General features: G+C 72.6%; 16 protein-coding genes. 8 read left to right on the top strand and 8 right to left on the bottom strand.

Annotated elements, in window-relative coordinates; genetic code table 11:
- The first annotated feature begins 149 nt into the window (after window positions 1–149).
- On the top strand, window positions 150–1,127 hold the full coding sequence (locus ACIQHQ_RS19995; protein WP_402613226.1) for an NAD(P)-dependent alcohol dehydrogenase: 978 nt from the start codon (window positions 150–152) through the stop codon (window positions 1,125–1,127).
- A 235-nt stretch (window positions 1,128–1,362) separates the two neighbouring features.
- Here the strand turns inward: ACIQHQ_RS19995 and ACIQHQ_RS20000 are convergent, their stop codons facing one another.
- The 3 genes from ACIQHQ_RS20000 to ACIQHQ_RS20010 form a co-directional block, all read right to left on the bottom strand.
- On the bottom strand, window positions 1,363–1,722 hold the full coding sequence (locus ACIQHQ_RS20000; RefSeq protein ID WP_402613227.1) for a cupin domain-containing protein: 360 nt from the start codon (window positions 1,720–1,722) through the stop codon (window positions 1,363–1,365).
- Between the two features lie 61 nt (window positions 1,723–1,783).
- Complete coding sequence (locus ACIQHQ_RS20005) at window positions 1,784–2,764, bottom strand: pyridoxal-phosphate dependent enzyme (protein WP_402613228.1); 981 nt, start codon at window positions 2,762–2,764, stop codon at window positions 1,784–1,786.
- A complete protein-coding gene (locus tag ACIQHQ_RS20010; RefSeq protein WP_402613229.1) occupies window positions 2,761–3,441 on the bottom strand; it encodes a transcriptional regulator in 681 nt (226 codons plus the stop codon). The genes ACIQHQ_RS20005 and ACIQHQ_RS20010 overlap by 4 nt, the downstream gene beginning before the upstream one ends.
- A gap of 177 nt (window positions 3,442–3,618) precedes the next feature.
- Between ACIQHQ_RS20010 and ACIQHQ_RS20015 the strand changes: the two genes are divergently transcribed.
- The 3 genes from ACIQHQ_RS20015 to ACIQHQ_RS20025 are packed head-to-tail and all read left to right on the top strand — an operon-like array spanning window position 3,619 to window position 6,265.
- Entirely contained in the window at window positions 3,619–4,539 is a 921-nt protein-coding gene (locus ACIQHQ_RS20015; RefSeq protein ID WP_402613230.1) for a metal ABC transporter solute-binding protein, Zn/Mn family, read from the top strand.
- Window positions 4,536–5,384, top strand: a complete 849-nt coding sequence (locus ACIQHQ_RS20020; protein WP_402613231.1) for a metal ABC transporter ATP-binding protein — start codon at window positions 4,536–4,538, stop codon at window positions 5,382–5,384. The genes ACIQHQ_RS20015 and ACIQHQ_RS20020 overlap by 4 nt, the downstream gene beginning before the upstream one ends.
- Complete coding sequence (locus tag ACIQHQ_RS20025) at window positions 5,381–6,265, top strand: metal ABC transporter permease (protein ID WP_402613232.1); 885 nt, start codon at window positions 5,381–5,383, stop codon at window positions 6,263–6,265. Before ACIQHQ_RS20020 ends, ACIQHQ_RS20025 begins: the two co-directional genes overlap by 4 nt.
- Window positions 6,266–6,272: 7 nt before the next feature.
- On the opposite strand, the gene ACIQHQ_RS20030 is transcribed toward ACIQHQ_RS20025, so the two are convergent.
- The 4 genes from ACIQHQ_RS20030 to ACIQHQ_RS20045 form a co-directional block, all read right to left on the bottom strand.
- A complete protein-coding gene (locus ACIQHQ_RS20030) occupies window positions 6,273–7,970 on the bottom strand; it encodes an amidohydrolase (protein WP_402613233.1) in 1,698 nt (565 codons plus the stop codon).
- Between the two features lie 466 nt (window positions 7,971–8,436).
- The gene (locus ACIQHQ_RS20035; protein ID WP_402613234.1) at window positions 8,437–9,048 is read right to left on the bottom strand and encodes a sigma-70 family RNA polymerase sigma factor; all 612 of its coding nucleotides are present in this window, start codon (window positions 9,046–9,048) and stop codon (window positions 8,437–8,439) included.
- 214 nt (window positions 9,049–9,262) lie between these two features.
- Window positions 9,263–9,943 (bottom strand): hypothetical protein, encoded by a 681-nt coding sequence (locus tag ACIQHQ_RS20040; RefSeq protein WP_402613235.1) that lies wholly within the window; start codon window positions 9,941–9,943, stop codon window positions 9,263–9,265.
- A 215-nt stretch (window positions 9,944–10,158) separates the two neighbouring features.
- Window positions 10,159–10,635 (bottom strand): DUF4396 domain-containing protein, encoded by a 477-nt coding sequence (locus ACIQHQ_RS20045; RefSeq protein WP_402613236.1) that lies wholly within the window; start codon window positions 10,633–10,635, stop codon window positions 10,159–10,161.
- A gap of 71 nt (window positions 10,636–10,706) precedes the next feature.
- On the opposite strand from ACIQHQ_RS20045, the gene ACIQHQ_RS20050 reads away from it, so the two are divergent.
- Window positions 10,707–11,522: an SDR family NAD(P)-dependent oxidoreductase gene (locus ACIQHQ_RS20050; RefSeq protein ID WP_402613237.1), complete on the top strand. Its 816-nt coding sequence runs from the start codon at window positions 10,707–10,709 to the stop codon at window positions 11,520–11,522.
- A gap of 20 nt (window positions 11,523–11,542) precedes the next feature.
- Here the strand turns inward: ACIQHQ_RS20050 and ACIQHQ_RS20055 are convergent, their stop codons facing one another.
- Window positions 11,543–12,388, bottom strand: coding sequence for a class I SAM-dependent methyltransferase (locus ACIQHQ_RS20055; RefSeq protein ID WP_402613238.1), 846 nt, complete (start codon window positions 12,386–12,388; stop codon window positions 11,543–11,545).
- 182 nt (window positions 12,389–12,570) lie between these two features.
- On the opposite strand from ACIQHQ_RS20055, the gene ACIQHQ_RS20060 reads away from it, so the two are divergent.
- The 3 genes from ACIQHQ_RS20060 to ACIQHQ_RS20070 all read left to right on the top strand — a co-directional run bounded on the left by ACIQHQ_RS20060 (window position 12,571) and on the right by ACIQHQ_RS20070 (window position 15,510).
- A complete protein-coding gene (locus ACIQHQ_RS20060; RefSeq protein WP_402613239.1) occupies window positions 12,571–13,368 on the top strand; it encodes a VOC family protein in 798 nt (265 codons plus the stop codon).
- Between the two features lie 79 nt (window positions 13,369–13,447).
- The gene (locus ACIQHQ_RS20065; protein ID WP_402613240.1) at window positions 13,448–13,984 is read left to right on the top strand and encodes a GNAT family N-acetyltransferase; all 537 of its coding nucleotides are present in this window, start codon (window positions 13,448–13,450) and stop codon (window positions 13,982–13,984) included.
- Window positions 13,985–14,007: 23 nt separating this feature from the next.
- A complete protein-coding gene (locus ACIQHQ_RS20070) occupies window positions 14,008–15,510 on the top strand; it encodes an ABC transporter substrate-binding protein (protein WP_402613241.1) in 1,503 nt (500 codons plus the stop codon).
- Window positions 15,511–15,517 lie beyond the last annotated feature (7 nt).

Consider the following 15,517-nt stretch of genomic DNA (forward strand, 5'->3'; position numbering starts at 1 on the left):
CCGATCGGTTTCCAAGGGCAAGGCGAGGGACGTGCGCAGGGGTGTTGCCTTCCGGGGACAGGCATCCGGTCTCCGGGAAAGATCAGGGTTCGTCCCCGATGGTCCGCGCCCGGTCTGCTCCTACGCTCGCCGGGAGCGGAGGGGGTCTCATGAAGGCAGTGGTGCAGGACCGGTACGGCTCGGCCGACACGCTGGAGTTCCGGGAGGTCGACCGGCCGGTGCCGGGCGCCGGTGAGGTGCTGGTGCGGGTGCACGCGGCCTCGGTCAACGCCTACGACTGGCACTTCATGCGCGGCGACCCCCTGCTCGGCCGGGGCGTGATGGGGTTGCGCAGGCCCAGGACGGCGGTGCGGGGGCGGGACTTCGCGGGCCGGGTCGAGGCGCTGGGACCCGGGGTCACGGGGCTGGAGCCCGGTGACGAGGTGTACGGGGAGGCGGACGGCGCGTTCGCGGAGTATGTGTGCGCACGGGACGGCGAGGTGGGCATCAAGCCCGCCAACCTCACGTTCGAGCAGGCCGCCGCGGTGCCGCTGGCGGGCAACACCGCCCTCATGGCCCTGCGCGACGTCGCCGGTGTACGGCCGGGACAAGCGGTCCTGGTGAACGGGGCCTCCGGCGGCGTGGGCACGTTCGCCGTGCAGCTCGGCAAGGCTTTCGGGGCGGACGTGACGGCGGTGTGCAGCACGCGGAACGTGGACCTGGTCCGCTCACTGGGCGCGGACGGGGTCATCGACTACACCCGGGAGGACTTCGCCCGGAGCGGGAGGCGGTACGACGTCGTACTGGACCTGGTGGGCAACCGCTCGCTCGGGGAGCTCCGGCGCGCGCTGACTCCCTCCGGGACGCTCGTCCTGTCGGGCGGAGGGATGTACGAGGGCGGCAGCCTCCTGGGGCCGATGGGGCTCTTCCTCAAGCGCCGGATCCTGGCTCCCTTCACGGGCGGGCAGCGGCTGCTGGAGGTCTCGGCGCGGCAGAGCAGGGCCAATCTGGCGGTGCTGCGGGAGCTGGCCGAGTCGGGACGGTTCGCCCCGGTCGTCGAGCGGACGTATCCGCTCAGCGAGGCGGCCGAGGCGATCCGGTACCTGGAGGTGGAACACGCGCGGGCCAAAGTGGTGGTCACCGTGTGACGCGCGGGTGCCGGTGGCGGGGCCCGTCGGGTGGATCGAGCCGGCTGTGAGGCACCGCTCCTGTCAGCCGACCCGAGCGGGGCCGGTGCGCCCAGCCGCAAGGTGAAGGAGGGCGCCGACGCGGTGGGGTCCCCCTGCTCGATCGGAGTCGAGCAGGGGGAGCCGCCCATCGGCGACGACGCCGCAGATGGGCGAGCCGGACCTGGTGACACCGGGATGATCCGGAACGACGGTCCTAGTCCTTCTTGGCGTACTCCTTGGCCATGCTGCCCGCGAAGTCGTACACCACGCACTGCTCGTCGCCGACGACCCAGGCGTCGTGGCCGGGCGCGCAGACGAACACGTCGCCGGGTCCCACCTCGCCCTCCGCGCCGTCGTCCATGCGGATGTGCATGCGGCCCGAGACGACATAGCCGTTGTGGTGGATCCGGCAGCTGTCCGTCCCGGCGATCGGGGCCACGGACTCGGACCAGCGCCAGCCCGGTTCGAAGGTGGCCACGGCGAAGTCCAGTCCCGTCATGTGGACGGCTTCCAGATGGCCTCGGGGGTAGTCGCGCCGCTCGTCCGGCTTGTCGAGCGTCTTCACTTCAAGCATGACGCTCCTCCTCGGTGAGGGTGGGCTTCCATCGTCCGTCCGTCCGACGGGCGGCGCCAATTCAGCGGGAGCCGCCGCCGCAGAGCTCGGCGAAGCGCCCGGCGTCTATGTTGCCTCCGGAGACGATGACGCCGACCCGGGATGGAAGCGCGCCCGCGCGGCCGGTGAGCAGGGCGGCCAGCGGGGTGGCGCCGCTCGGCTCGACGACGATCTTCAGGCGTTCGAATGCGAAACGCATCGCGTCCCGGATCTCATCGTCGGTGACCAGGACGACCTCGTCCAGGAGCCGCCGGTTGACCGAGAAGGTCAGTTCCCCGGGTGTGTGCAGGGCCTGGCCGTCGGCGATGGTGTGCGGGACCGGGACGCTGACGCGCCGGCCGGCCTGAAGCGAGCGCTTGGTGTCGTCCCCGGCCTGCGGTTCGACGCCGATGGTCCTGATGCCCGGGTGCAGAGCCTTGGCCACGGTGGCGCTGCCGGCCATCAGCCCGCCGCCGCCGACCGGCGTCAGCAGCGCCCCGAGCTCCCCGGCCTCTTCGAGGAGTTCGAGAGCGGCCGTGCCCTGCCCCGCCATGACGTGCGGGTGCTCGTACGGCGGGATGAGGGTGAGGCCGCGCTCGGCGGCGAGGGCCTCGACGATGGCGACGCGGTCGCCGGTGTATCGGTCGTAGGTGACGATCTCGGCGCCGTAGGCGGCGGTGGCCGCGCGCTTGGACGGCGGGGCGTCCTCGGGCATGACGATCACGGCGGTGGTGCCGAGCTCGCGGGCGGCCAGGGCGACGGCCTGGGCGTGGTTGCCGGAGGAGTAGGCGGCGACGCCCCGGGACAGCTGCTCGGGGGTGAGGCGGGCGGCGGCGTTGTAGGCGCCGCGGAACTTGAAGGCGCCCACGCGCTGGAAGTTCTCGCACTTGAGGGAGACCTCGGCGCCGGTGAGCGCGTCCAGGGTCCGCGAGCGCAGCACCGGCGTGCGGTGGGCGACGCCCTTGAGCCGGGCTGCGGCGTCCCGGACGTCGTCGAGGGTGACGGGTGGGGTGGTGGTCGTCACGCGGATCCTCCGGTGGCGGTGTCGTGGGCGGCCCGGGCCTGGGCCAGGTAGTGGTAGGCGGAGGCGCGGGAGATGCCGAGCCGGGCGGCGACCTGCTCGACCGCGCCGCGCACGGCGAAGACACCGCGGGTGTCCAGCCCGCCGAACAGCTCCAGGCGCTCCGCGCGGTCGAGCTCCGCCCAGCTGCCCCGCTGCTTCGACCGGTGGGCGTCGAAGAGGGCGTCGACCACGGAGTCGATGTCGTTGCCGAAGGTGGTCGTCGGCAGCTCCGCCGGGGCGGCGCCGAGTCCGGCGAGCGCGCCGAGCAGGCCGTGCGCCTGGGTGAGGGCACCGGCGTCCACGTTGACGCAGAGGGCGCCGAACACTGCTCCCGAGGAGTCGCGCAGCACCATCGTGGAGGACTTCACCAGCGTCCCGTTCCGGGCGCGGGTGACGTAGTTCAGTTCGTCGGACGCCTCGTCGCCGCGGGCGAGGACGCGCAGGCCGATCTCGCTCATCGCGCCGCCGACCGTTCGCCCGGTCACCGAGCCGGCCACGGCGACCACCGATGTGTCCGGGGTGCGGTAGTCGTGCAGCACGACGTCGCACACCGGCCCGAACGTGGCGGCGATGCCCTCCACGACCGGTGCCAGCGCCGCGAGGATCGCGTCCCGTTCGCTGTCCAGCTCGTCGGCCATCGGGCCCCCTTTCGACTTCCCCACCTTAGACGATAAGTCCAGCACTTGGATAGCCAGTCCAGCTCATCTCCAATAGTTGGCAATGGTTTTCACATGACTTCGACTCCGAGCCGCTTTCGACATTCATTCCCATCTAGCGTGACGCCCGTCGACCACCGTGCACGTCCTGGAGGAGCCATGCCCCTGTCCACGTCCCGCCGCCTCGCGCTGGTGACCAGCGCGTCACTGGCCCTGCTCGCGGGCTGCGGCAGCTCCTCGGACTCCACCGGCGCCAAGAGCACACCGGCCCGCCTGGCCGTGGTCGCCTCCACGAACGTCTACGGCGACATCGCCCGGCGCATAGGCGGCGACCGGGTCGACGTCACATCGGTCATCAGCGACCCCGACCAGGACCCGCACTCCTACGAGGCCGACCCCCAGAACCAGCTGGCGCTGTCCAAGGCGAAGGTCGTCGTCGAGAACGGCGGCGGATACGACGACTTCGTCGACCGCATGCTGAAGAGCGGCCACAACGACTCCGCCGAGGTGATCAACGCGGTCCGGGTGTCCGGCAGGACCGCACCCAAGGGCGGGGAGCTCAACGAGCACGTCTGGTACGACGTCCCCACCGTCGCCAAGGTCGCCGACCGGATCTCCGCCGCCCTCGCGAAGACCGACCCGGACGACGCCGCCGCCTTCGAGAAGAACGCCGCGGCCTTCAAGGCGAAACTCGCACCGCTGGAGGCCCGGGAGGCGCGGATCAAGAAGACGCACGGCGGTGAGCAAGTCGCCATCACCGAACCCGTGCCGCTGTACATGATCGAGGCGAGCGGCCTGGTGAACCGGACACCCCCGCAGTTCAGCGAGGCGATCGAGGAGGGCGACGACGTCTCCCCGCGCATCCTCCAGGAGAGCCTCGCCCTGTTCAGCGGCAAGAAGGTGAAGGCACTCGTCTACAACGAGCAGACCTCCGGCCCGCAGACCGAGAAGGCCGAGGCGGCGGCCAAGGCGGCCGGCATCCCCGTCGTGCCCGTCACCGAGACCCTGCCGAAGGGCGAGGACTACCTCGGCTGGATGACCGCCAACGTCGACGCGCTCGCCGGAGCGCTGGCCAAGTGAGCCCGATACCCCGCCAGGACGGCCCGCCTGTCATCGGTCTGCGGGGAGCCGCCCTGTCCTACGGCGACCGCGAGGTGTGGAGCGGTCTCGATCTCGACCTACGACCCGGGGAGTTCCTGGCCGTGCTGGGCCCGAACGGAGCGGGCAAGACCAGCTTCGTCCGGGCACTGCTCGGCCGGCAGCCGCTTGCCGCCGGCACCCTGACCGTCCTCGGCCGGCCCGCCCGCGAGGCCGCCCGGCACATCGGCTACGTCCCACAGCAGGCGGCGCTGTCCGCGCAGGCCATGCTGCGCGCCCGCGACCTCGTCCGGTTCGGCATCGACGGCCACCGCTTCGGGCCGCGGCTGCGCACCGCCGGGATCCGCCGCCGGGTGGACGAGATCCTGGCATCGGTCGGCGCCTCCTCCTACGCGGACGTCCCGCTCGGGATGCTCTCCGGCGGCGAACGGCAGCGCGTGCGCATCGGGCAGGCCCTGGCGACCGACCCGCGCCTCCTGCTGTGCGACGAGCCGCTGCTGTCGCTCGATCCGAACCACCAGCGGGCCGTCACCGAGCTGATCGACGCCCGGCGGCGCGCCCACGGCACGGCGGTGGTGTTCGTGACGCACGAGATCAATCCGGTGCTGGGCATGGCCGACCGGGTGCTGTACCTGGCCCGCGGCGGCCACCGGGCCGGCACCCCGGACGAGGTCCTGACCTCCGAGTCGCTGTCCCGCCTCTACGGCACCCAGGTCGACGTGATGCGCGTCCGGGGCCGGGTGGTGGTCGCGGGAGCACCCGACGAGACGCCCGGCCCGCCGCACCACGACGAGCGGCCTCACGAGACGGACGGAGTGGGCGTATGACACTCGCCGACGGGATCTGGCACCAAATCTTCGACTTCACCGACTACGGCGAACTCCTCGCCCTGGTCCGCAACTCCCTGCTGGCCGGCGCGGCGCTGGGCCTGGTGGGCGGGCTGGCCGGGGTGTTCGTCCTGATGCGGGACCTGCCGTTCGCGGTGCACGGCATCAGCGAGCTGTCCTTCGCCGGGGCGTCGGCGGCACTGCTGCTGGACGCGAACATCGTGGTGGGCTCGATCGCCGGTTCGCTCCTCGCGGCCGGTGCCATCGGCGTCCTCGGCAGCCGGGCCCGGGACCGCAACTCGGTGATCGGCGTCATCATGCCGTTCGGGCTGGGGCTCGGTGTGCTCTTCCTCGCCCTCTACAAGGGCCGGGCGGCGAACAAGTTCGGGCTGCTCACCGGGCAGATCGTCGCCGTGGACACCCCGCAGACGGCGTGGCTGCTCGGCACCTCCGTCCTGGTGCTGGTCGCTCTGGCGGTCATGTGGCGTCCGCTCGCCTTCGCCAGTACCGATCCGGACGTGGCGGAGGCCCGCGGGGTACCGGTGCGTGTGCTGTCCTTCGCGTTCATGCTGGTGCTCGGGCTCGCGGTCGCCCTGTCGGTGCAGATCGTCGGCGCGCTGCTGGTGCTCTCCCTCGTGGTCACCCCGGCCGCGGCGGCCGCCCGGGTCACCGCGTCGCCAGTGCTGCTGCCCGTGCTGAGCGTGCTGTTCGCCGTGACCTCGATCGAGGGCGGCATCCTGCTCGCGCTGGGCGGCAGCGTCCCCATCAGCCCGTACGTCACGACGATCTCGTTCACGGTCTACGCGGTGTGCCGGGTGCCCGGCCGGTACCGGAACCGGCGGTGGGGGGCGCGGCGCACGGCGGTGCGGGCGACGGCCTGAGGGAGGCTCACCGTTCGAAGACGACCTGCCCGTCGAACACCGTCAGATCCACCTGCACCTGAGTGATCTCGTGCGGGTCGAGGTCCCGCAGCGGCCGGTCCAGGACGCACAGGTCGGCGGCCCGGCCCGGTGCGACGGTGCCCTTGAAGTCGTCGGCGAAGTCCTGCCAGGCGGCAGTGGAGGTGTAGGCACGCAGGGCGTCGGCGAGGGAGACGCACTGCTCGGGGCCGCTGGTGCGGCCGCCGGCCTTGGACTCGCGCAGCATCATCGAGGCCACGCCCTGACGCCAGTCGGGCTCGGTGATGGGGGCGTCGGAGCTGGCGCAGACCCGCACCCCGGCGTCGAGCGCGGAGCGCACCGGCCACTGGTAGGCGGAGCGTTCGGGACCGACGACCTCGTCCATCAGGTCGGAGATGGTCCACTTGATGGCGGGGTTCATGTTGACGCCGTAACCGTGCGCGGCGAGCTTGGCCAGGCTGCCGGGGCTGATGAAGTCGCCGTGGATGACGTAGTGGCGGGCGTCGGGGCGGGGCACGGCCGTGTTCGCCGCGAGGAAGGCGTCCACCACGAGGTCGATGGCGCGGTCGCCGGTGACGTGCACGCCGAGCTGGAAGCCGGCCTCGTGGCCGAGCCTGATCATCTCCCGCAGTTCGTGCTCCTGGAGCGCGGGCGTGTCGCCGTGCACGCACAGGGCGCCGTGTCCGCCGTCCGGGTACGGCTCGCTCATCCACGCCGTGCGGTTGGGCGGGACGCCGTCGGCGAAGATCTTTACGCCGATGGCCCGCAGCAGCCGGGGGTCGGCCGACTCGGGGCGGCGCAGTTCGGCCAGTCCCTCGCGGACGTCGGCGGCTGAGCCGCCCATGGGGGCGGGCAGCAGCAGGACGCTGACGCGGGCCCGGAGTTCGCCGCTCGCGGCGAGGTCGGCGTAGGCGGTCCAGTTGTCGGTGCTCAGGCCGCCGAAGAGGGTCTGCGCGCCGCCAGGGCCGAGGCCGGGCTCGGTGTAGCTGGTGATGCCACGGGAGTGCAGCTCGCGGATCACGCCCTGGATCGCCTGGCGGCGCTGCGCGGGGGTCGGGGCGGGCAGTGCGGCCTGGACGAGCCGCCCGGCGGCCTCGCGCAGGATGCCGGTCGGCCGGCCGTCGGGGTCGTGGTCGATGACACCGCCGGGCGGTGCGGGAGTGGCGGCGTCGATGCCGCAGCGGCGCAGGGCCTCGGAGTTGACCCACACCATGTGCGAGGAGAAGTCGGTCAGGCAGACCGGGTGACCGGGCGCGACCGCGTCCAGGTCCCGCCGGTGCGGGAAGCGGCCCGGGTCGGCCAGGCACTCGGCGAGGTAGCCGGGGTCCCAGCCGAGGCCGACGATCCACTCGCCTTCCGGTGCCTCTCGTGCCGCCCGGCCGATCACCGCCGCGATGTCGGCGACGGAACGCACCGCCGGGTGGCCGACGTCGAGGGCGAACGGCGGTTTCGTCATGCCGTAGGCGGCGCCGTGCAGATGCGAGTCGTTGATGCCGGGCAGCACGGTCCGGCCGCCCAGCTCGACGATCCGGGTGCCGGGCCCGGCCAGGGCGCGCATCTCCGTGTCGCTGCCGACGGCCAGGATGTCCCGGCCGCGCACGGCCACGCCCTCGGCGACGGTGAACCCGGCGTCGACGGTGAGGACCTGGCCACCGGTCAGGACGAGAGTGGGAGCGGTGTCGCTCACGGATGACCTCATTTCGGAGGGGGAGGGCGGGTCAGCGCCCGGTACGGGTGCGAAGTACGCCAGGGCCGCGCCGGCCACCAGGGCGGTGCCCTGGGCCATCTGCTGCCCGCGGTGCGGGAGGCCGGGGGTGCCGCGTGGCGTGTCGCTGGTCGGATTCGACGACGTGCCGCGTGCCGGCGACCTGACACCACCACGCAGGAGGCGCCGGCCTGCCGCCGCTCACCACGGTCCGGGTGCCGCACGAGGAACTGAGCCGAGCGCCGTACGGCTGTGGCGGGAGCGGGAAGAGCGGGGCGTCGCCGACGAGCACAGGGTGCTGGGCACCCGGTCGGTGAGCCGGCGGTCGGTACGGCGGGTGAGGTCAGCGGCCGACGGGTGGCCGGCGGCGCGGTCGTTCCCCGGCCTGCACGGCCGTCGCCGGCGGCGCCCGCCGGGTAGGTCCGGGGGCACCGCCGGCGCCGGTGCGTCAGGCGGCGGCGAGGGCGGGTTCCCGTTCCTCCGCCTCGGCGAGCAGCGCGATGAGCGTCGCCCTCGCGCGGGCCACGCGGGATCGGATCGTGCCGACCGGGCAGTCGCTCAGTGCGGCGGCCTCCGCGTAGGGAAGGCCGAGCAGTTGGGTGAGGACGAACGCCTCACGGCGTTCGTCCGGCAGTCCGGCCAGCAGTTCCAGCAGTGCCACACCGTCGTCGAAGCCGGGCAGGCCGCGTGGCTGGGCGAGTTCGGCCGCCGGCTCCCAGTCCGGCAGGTCGGCCGGGCGGGGGCGTACCGCGGTGTACCGGATGCTGTCGGCGACCGCCCGCCGGGCGATGGCCAGCAGCCAGGCCCGCGCCGAGGAGCGGCCCTCGAACCGGTGCAGGCTGCCGAGCGCGCGCAGGAACGTGTCCTGCGCGAGATCGTCCACCGCCTGCGGGTCGGCGCACAGATGGGCGACGTAACGGATGACGTCGCGGTGCAAGGCACGCACGAAGTGGTCGACGGCTTCGGGGTCACCGCCGCGGGCGGCCAGCGCCCAGGCGGTTATCGACTCGTCGGCCGACGCCGATCTCTCGTGCGGAAGGGGCAGGGCAGGAGTGATCACCTGATGTCCTTCTCGAAGGTCCGGGACCGCGTGGACGCGGAGCAGGGCCGTGGTCGGCCGTGCGCGGGTGCAGGCGCGGTCCGGTGAGCGGGGGTGCGGGCGTGCCCGTACGGCGCACCGGCGGGCGTGGCCGCCCGTGGGTGCGCGCGAGTACGGAGGGACACGGCCGCGGCCGGGGCGCGCAGGGGCTGCCCCGGGTCACCACCGGCTGCCGTCAGGCGGCAGCGGCCCCCGCGGGTGGTCCCCGGGTGGTGATCGCGTGGACGAGAAGGAGACGCCGTGGTGTGTGGTGCGACGACCGCCGCCGCGCGCGCACGGGCGGGGGCGGCGGCGCGGAGAGGGCGAACAGGAGCCGCAGGGGTGCGGCCAGCCGGCTGCCCACGGCACGCAGCATCCGGAAGACGGCCCGCTCCCCGTGGCCCAGCCACAGGCCGCACAGCAGCGCGGCCAGGAGGTGGGCGGCGAGCATGCCGAGGGACGCGTCACCGCCCGGCGTGTGCCCCGAATGCCCCATGGGCAGGGGCAGGGAGCCCATGTCGTGCGCCATGGATCCCATGTCGTGCCCCGCGGTCGGCATGGTGTGGCCCATGGAGGCGTGGCCCGTTGAGGGCATGTCCTTGGAGTCCGTCGCACGCGCGGCCGGCGGCGGCCCGAGCGAGAACGCCGAGTGCAGAGCCGTCTGGACGGCCACGGCGACGGCCACGACCGTCCGCAGTCCGCGCTCGCGACCCGCCAGGCACCAGCCCGCCACGCCCGTGACGGCCCAGCCGGCCACCAGCGTCGACGGGTGCACATGATCGCCGGACATCATGACGTGCCCCAGGGCGGCGAGCACGACACAGACGGCCGCGAACACCGCGGCCCGTATCGTGCGAGCACACCACCCAGCTGTCATGGCGCCTCATCCTCGCATCCGGCCCCGCTGTGACACCCATGAGTACGGACATCGCCGGGGCCGGGCACTCAAAACCAGCCATGTGATCCAGGCCACTGCCATGGGCTCGCGCCTGCGGTCGCACGACGGCGCGATCCCACCGCGTCACCGATCGCGAGTGAGGCGAGTCCGCGACGCCGGACCACGGACCCGAGCGCACGGACGCCGACCTCGCGTCAGTGGTGGGCATGGACCACGGCGTGCCCCTCGCCGCGGCCGATCATCCACTTGTTGACCGGGGTCGTGATCAGGAAGGCGACCGCGAAGCCGCCCAGGAGCGCGGACCAGAAGAGGCCGTCCGACAGATGGGCGTCCATCGCGCCCGGGGTGAGCGCGATGATCAGGTTGTCCACGAGTTCCATCACGGCGATCGAGACGGTGTCCGCGGCCAGCGCGATCCGGATCGCGGCCTTCAGGTCGAGGCCGGACCGGACCACCGCGATCAGGGTGAACGAGTAGCCGAAGAGGAACGCGAGCCCGATCGCCAGAACCATCGTGGGCACATTGCCCCACCCCAGTGCCGTGCCGATCACCATGCCGAGGATCTCCCCGACGACGCAGCCGGTCAGGCAGTGCAGGGTCGCCTTCACGGCGGTCCCCCAGGACGCCGTCCCGTGCGCGCGCTTCCCAGGTTCGTGAGCGGTGTGATCCATCCCCTGACCATATACCCCCTAGGGGTATATGCGCGAGACCCGGCACGGTGATCGACCTAGAGTGGGCCGCCATGAGGACACAGCCGACCCCACCGACGCAGCCGACGCCCGCAGCTCGGGCCTACCTGGCGGAGTTGTTCTCCCTCGAAGGGCGGGTCGCGGTGGTCACCGGTGGCAGTTCCGGCATCGGCCGCGCCATCACCGGCGCCCTCGCGCGCGCCGGGGCGAGCGTGGTGGTCGTGGCCCGTGGAGAGGCCGATCTGACCGCGACGGTCGAGGAGCTGACGGCACGGGGCTGCCGCGCCGCGTGGGTCCGTGCGGATCTGAGCACCCGCGAGGGGGTGCGGACGGCCGCCGAGCGGGCGGCCGAGGCGTTCGGGGAGCCCGACATCCTCGTCAACAGCGCCGGGATCAACCTGCGTCCGCCGATGGACGAGCTCACCGAGGACGTCTGGGACGCCACGATGGCCGTCAATCTGGAGGCTCCGTTCCTGCTGGGGCAGCGCTTCGGCCCCGGCATGGCGGAGCGCGGGTACGGGCGGATCATCCACATCAGTTCACAGCAGGCGCATCGCGCGTTCGTGCAGAGCGGCGCCTACGGCGCGTCCAAGGGCGGGCTGGAGGCACTGGCGCGCTCCCAGGCGGAGGCGTGGTCGCCGCGCGGCGTCACCTGCAACCTCCTGGTGCCGGGCTTCGTCATGACACCGCTCAACGCGCGCCTGTCGTCGGACCCGGAGAAGGTGGCCGCCCTCGCCGCCCGCACGATGGTGGGGCGCAACGGCCTGCCCGAGGACTTCGCGGGCGCGGCGGTCTTCCTGGCGAGTGCGGCCTCCTCCTATGTCACCGGGCAGTCGGTCTTCGTCGACGGCGGGCTGTCCGTCCACTGATGCCGTCCCCGGCGGCCGGGTCACCCTCCGGGCGAGTCCTTCCACCACACGAAGACCTCTGTGCTCGGCCCCCGTTCGGAGAACCGGCCCGAGGGTGACGCCTCCCGCAACGACCGCCGCACGTCCGCCTCGAAGGCGTCCCGGCGCTCCTCGAACAGGTGCGGAGCGGAGAACGACATCGAGAACACCTGGTCGACGACGTCGTCGCAGGTCCGCTCCAGCACCTGTCCGCCGGGGACGACGAGCCGGCGGGGGCCGGAGAATCCCGCACGGGCGAACACCTCGGCCTCACCACCCGCTGTCCCGTGCGGCAGCACCCCGCGCCCGGCGCGCCGCACGGGCCCCAGATACCGCTTGACCAGATCACCGAGGGCCGCGTAGGGGACCGCCGGATGCGGCAGGACGTCGACGGCCCCGGGCTCCGTCTTCAGCTCGGCGATGTGCAGCAGGACCGCACCGGGCCGGAGCATGTCCCTGACTCTCCCCGCCACCAGGTCACGGTCCATCCAGTGGAAGGACTGGGCGAACGAGGCGACGGTGAAGGTGCCGAGCCCGGCGGGCAGGGCCTCGGCACGGGCCCGCACCCACCGGCATTTCCCGTCCACTCCGCGCCCGGCGGCGGCGCGTGCGGCTTCGGCGATCATCCCGCTGTCGGGGTCCACACCGACGATCTCGCCGAACAGATGGGCGAGGCCGAGGGCGATGGTGCCGGGACCACAGCCCACGTCGATCAGCCGCCCACGCCCGTCCGGCCGCAGCGCCGCGGCCAGCGTGTCCGCGAGCCCGGGGGCGTACGGGAGCCGGCCGCGCCCGTAGTGGGCGGCGGTCCCCGCGAACAACGTGTCGTCCCACTCCCAGCGGGCCATCACGCCCCACCACCGCCCTCATCGCACGCGGATCCGCGTCCACCCGCCGGGGGTGACGATCCCGATGGTTCCACGCCCGGGCCGGTCACCGGCACTCCCCCGAACGGGGTGCGGCCGACGGGCGGGGGTCGGCGCCCGGTGTCACGCTGGGCGGACACGACCCGCGGAAGGGAAGCATCGCCATGATCACCACGGAGTACGTCCCCGGTTCCCCCTGCTGGCTCGACCTGGGCGCTCCGGACGTCCGGGCCGCCGCCGACTTCTACGGTGCGGTGCTCGGGTGGGACTACGAGTCCATGGGTGAGACCGAGGACTTCGAGGGCGGAATGTTCAAGAAGGACGGCAAGATCGTCGCCGGGCTCGGCAAGCTCACCGAGGAGGGCGCCCGCCCCGCCTGGATGCTCTACTACTGCGTCAGCGACGCCGACGCCACGACACAGGCCGTACAACAGGCGGGCGGCACCGTGCGGGTCGCGCCGATGGACCTCGACGACTGGGGCCGGATGGCGCAGTACAGCGATCCGCTGGGCGGCCAGTTCGCCGTCTGGCAGCCGGGGACGAACAAGGGCCTGGAACTGGTGGACCAGCCGGGCTCGCTGTCGTGGACCGAACTGCTCACGAGCGACGCGGCCGGCGCGCGGGAGTTCTACGGCAGCCTCTTCGGCTGGCAGTTCAGCGACATGCCGCTGCCGGGGGACGCGGGCACGTACACCCTGATCACCCCGGCCGGGCTGTCCGAGGACCGGATGCACGGCGGCCTCATGCAGCTTCGCGCGGAGGACCTGACCCTGACGGGCGGGCGGCCGTACTGGCACCCGGTGTTCGCCGTCGGCGACTGCGACGCCGCGGTGGCCGAGGTCACCGAGAGCGGCGGCAGCGTACAGATGGGCCCGGAGGACGTGGAGGGTGTCGGCCGGCTCGCCGTCTGTCTCGACCCGGCCAACGCGGACTTCGTGCTGCTCACCCCGTCCGAGAGCTGAAGTCGGGCCCGTCGCCGGGACGTACGGGGTGAGGGGGTGGGCAGCGACCACCCGGGGGCCTCTTGCCTATGATGTGCAAATGCGTGACTACAGCATCAAGGAAGCCGGGGCGGCCGACATCGACGGGGCCCGGGCGGTGATGCTCGACACGGTGTACCGCGACTTCGCCACCGGCTACGTGCCGCGGTGGCACGCCGACATCATCGATCCGGTGTCGTTCTACGTCACGCCGCCCCGGCACACACTCCTCGTCGCCGTGGACGAACGGGACGGGACGGTGGCGGCCACGGCGGCACTGGACGCGCGCGGCCCGGAGCACCCGCCGAACCCGCGCTGGCTGGCCGAGCGGTTCCCGTCGGGTGAGACCGCCCAGCTCCGGCGGGTCTGCGTGCGCCCGGAGCATCGGCGCCGCGGTCTGGCCCGCCATCTGGTGGAAGCCCTGCTGGAGTTCGCCCGGGCCGACGGCGGATACCGGTCCGCGTATCTGCACACGTACCCTCACTCCCCCGGCGCGATGGGCCTGTGGCGAGCGCTGGGCAAGGAGCTGTGCGACGAGCGGGAGGAGATGCCCGGCGGGGGCAGCGGCGCCGTGCACTTCGAGATACCGCTCATCTAACGAAAATGATATTCATATACGCTATGAGAACCTCCCGCCGTCGGCTCCTGTCCGGCCTGCTCGCGCTGCCCTTGCTCTCCGGTTGTTTCGCGTCCTCCGGCGACGACGTCCCGGCCTCTTCCGGCTCGGCCGGCGGCGCACGCCTGCGTGTCGCCCTCCCCTTCGCCCCGACCGAGAACTACTCGCCGTACGGCCAGGACGCGATGCTCCTGTCCCGGCTCGGTGTCGTCGAAGGGCTGACCAAGCTGGACGCCAACGGCACGGCGGTACCCGCGCTGGCCGAGTCGTGGAGCAGTGAGAACGGCGGCAGGAGCTGGGTGTTCACCCTGCGGGACGCGAGGTTCCAGGACGGCGAGGCCGTCACCGCGAAGGCCGTCGCCGCCGCTCTCACGGCCGCCGGGAAGGCCGACCCGGCACCCTCCGCCCTCTCCGGCGTGAAGCTGACCGCCACGGCAGAGGACGACAAGCGGGTCCGGGTCAGCACCGCGCAGGCCGACCCCGTCCTGCCCCTGCGGCTGTCGAACCCGTCCCTCGCCGTGTTCGCGCCGAAGGCGTACGACAAGAAGGGCACGGTGAACGTCGTCGGCACCGCCACCGGCCCCTTCGCACTCGCCAAGATCGACGGTGCCACCGCGGCCACACTGAACCGCTTCGACGACTACTGGGGCGGCCGGGCCCAGGCGGCCGGCGTCACCGCCCGGTTCGTCTCCGACGGCACCGCCCGTGCCAACGCCCTGCGCACCGGCGACGTCGACATCGCCGAGTCCCTTCCCGTCGCCCAGGTCGCCTCCCTGGACGAGAACGACGTCCACGAGATCGACACCGCTCGCAACACCAGCCTCTACCTCAACACCAAGTCCGGCGCCTTCTCCGACGCGGGGCTGCGGGCAGCCGCACGCGAGGCGATCGACACCTCGGTCATCGCCAAGGGCGCCTACGAGGGATTCGCCGTGCCCGCCCAGGGCCTGTACGGGCCCGCCCTGACCTGGGCAGCCGACAAGCGGACCGAGCCGACCGGGCGGGCGAAGGCGACGGACCCCGAGGGCAAGGGCATCACCCTCGCCACCTACACCGACCGGCCCGAGATGCCGGAGGCCGCCCAGATACTTCAGCAGCAGCTGCAGAAGGCCGGATTCAAGGTCAAGCTCGAGGTGCGTACCTACGCACGCCTCGAAGGCGACATGCTGGCCGGGAAGTTCGACGCCGTCGTCTTCTCCCGCAACATGATGCTGGACACCGGCGACCCGGTCACCGTCCTCGCGAGCGACTACACCTGCGACGGTTCCAACAACCTGTCCTTCCTGTGCGACAAGAACGTGGACAAGCTGGTCGCCGCCGCCCAGAACGAGTCCGACACGGCCGAGCGGCAGGACGCCGCCCTGAAGGCGGAGGCGGCCGTCCTCGGCACCGACTCGGTGATCCCGCTGGTGCACCTCAAGCTCGTCGCGGGCATCGCGACCGCCGTGCAGGGCGCGCTGCCCGATCCGTACGAGCGCACCCTCATCGGTACGGGGACCCGGCGCTGAGCAGCGA

Source organism: Streptomyces sp. NPDC092370 (genome assembly GCF_044755265.1).
GTDB lineage: Bacteria > Actinomycetota > Actinomycetes > Streptomycetales > Streptomycetaceae > Streptomyces.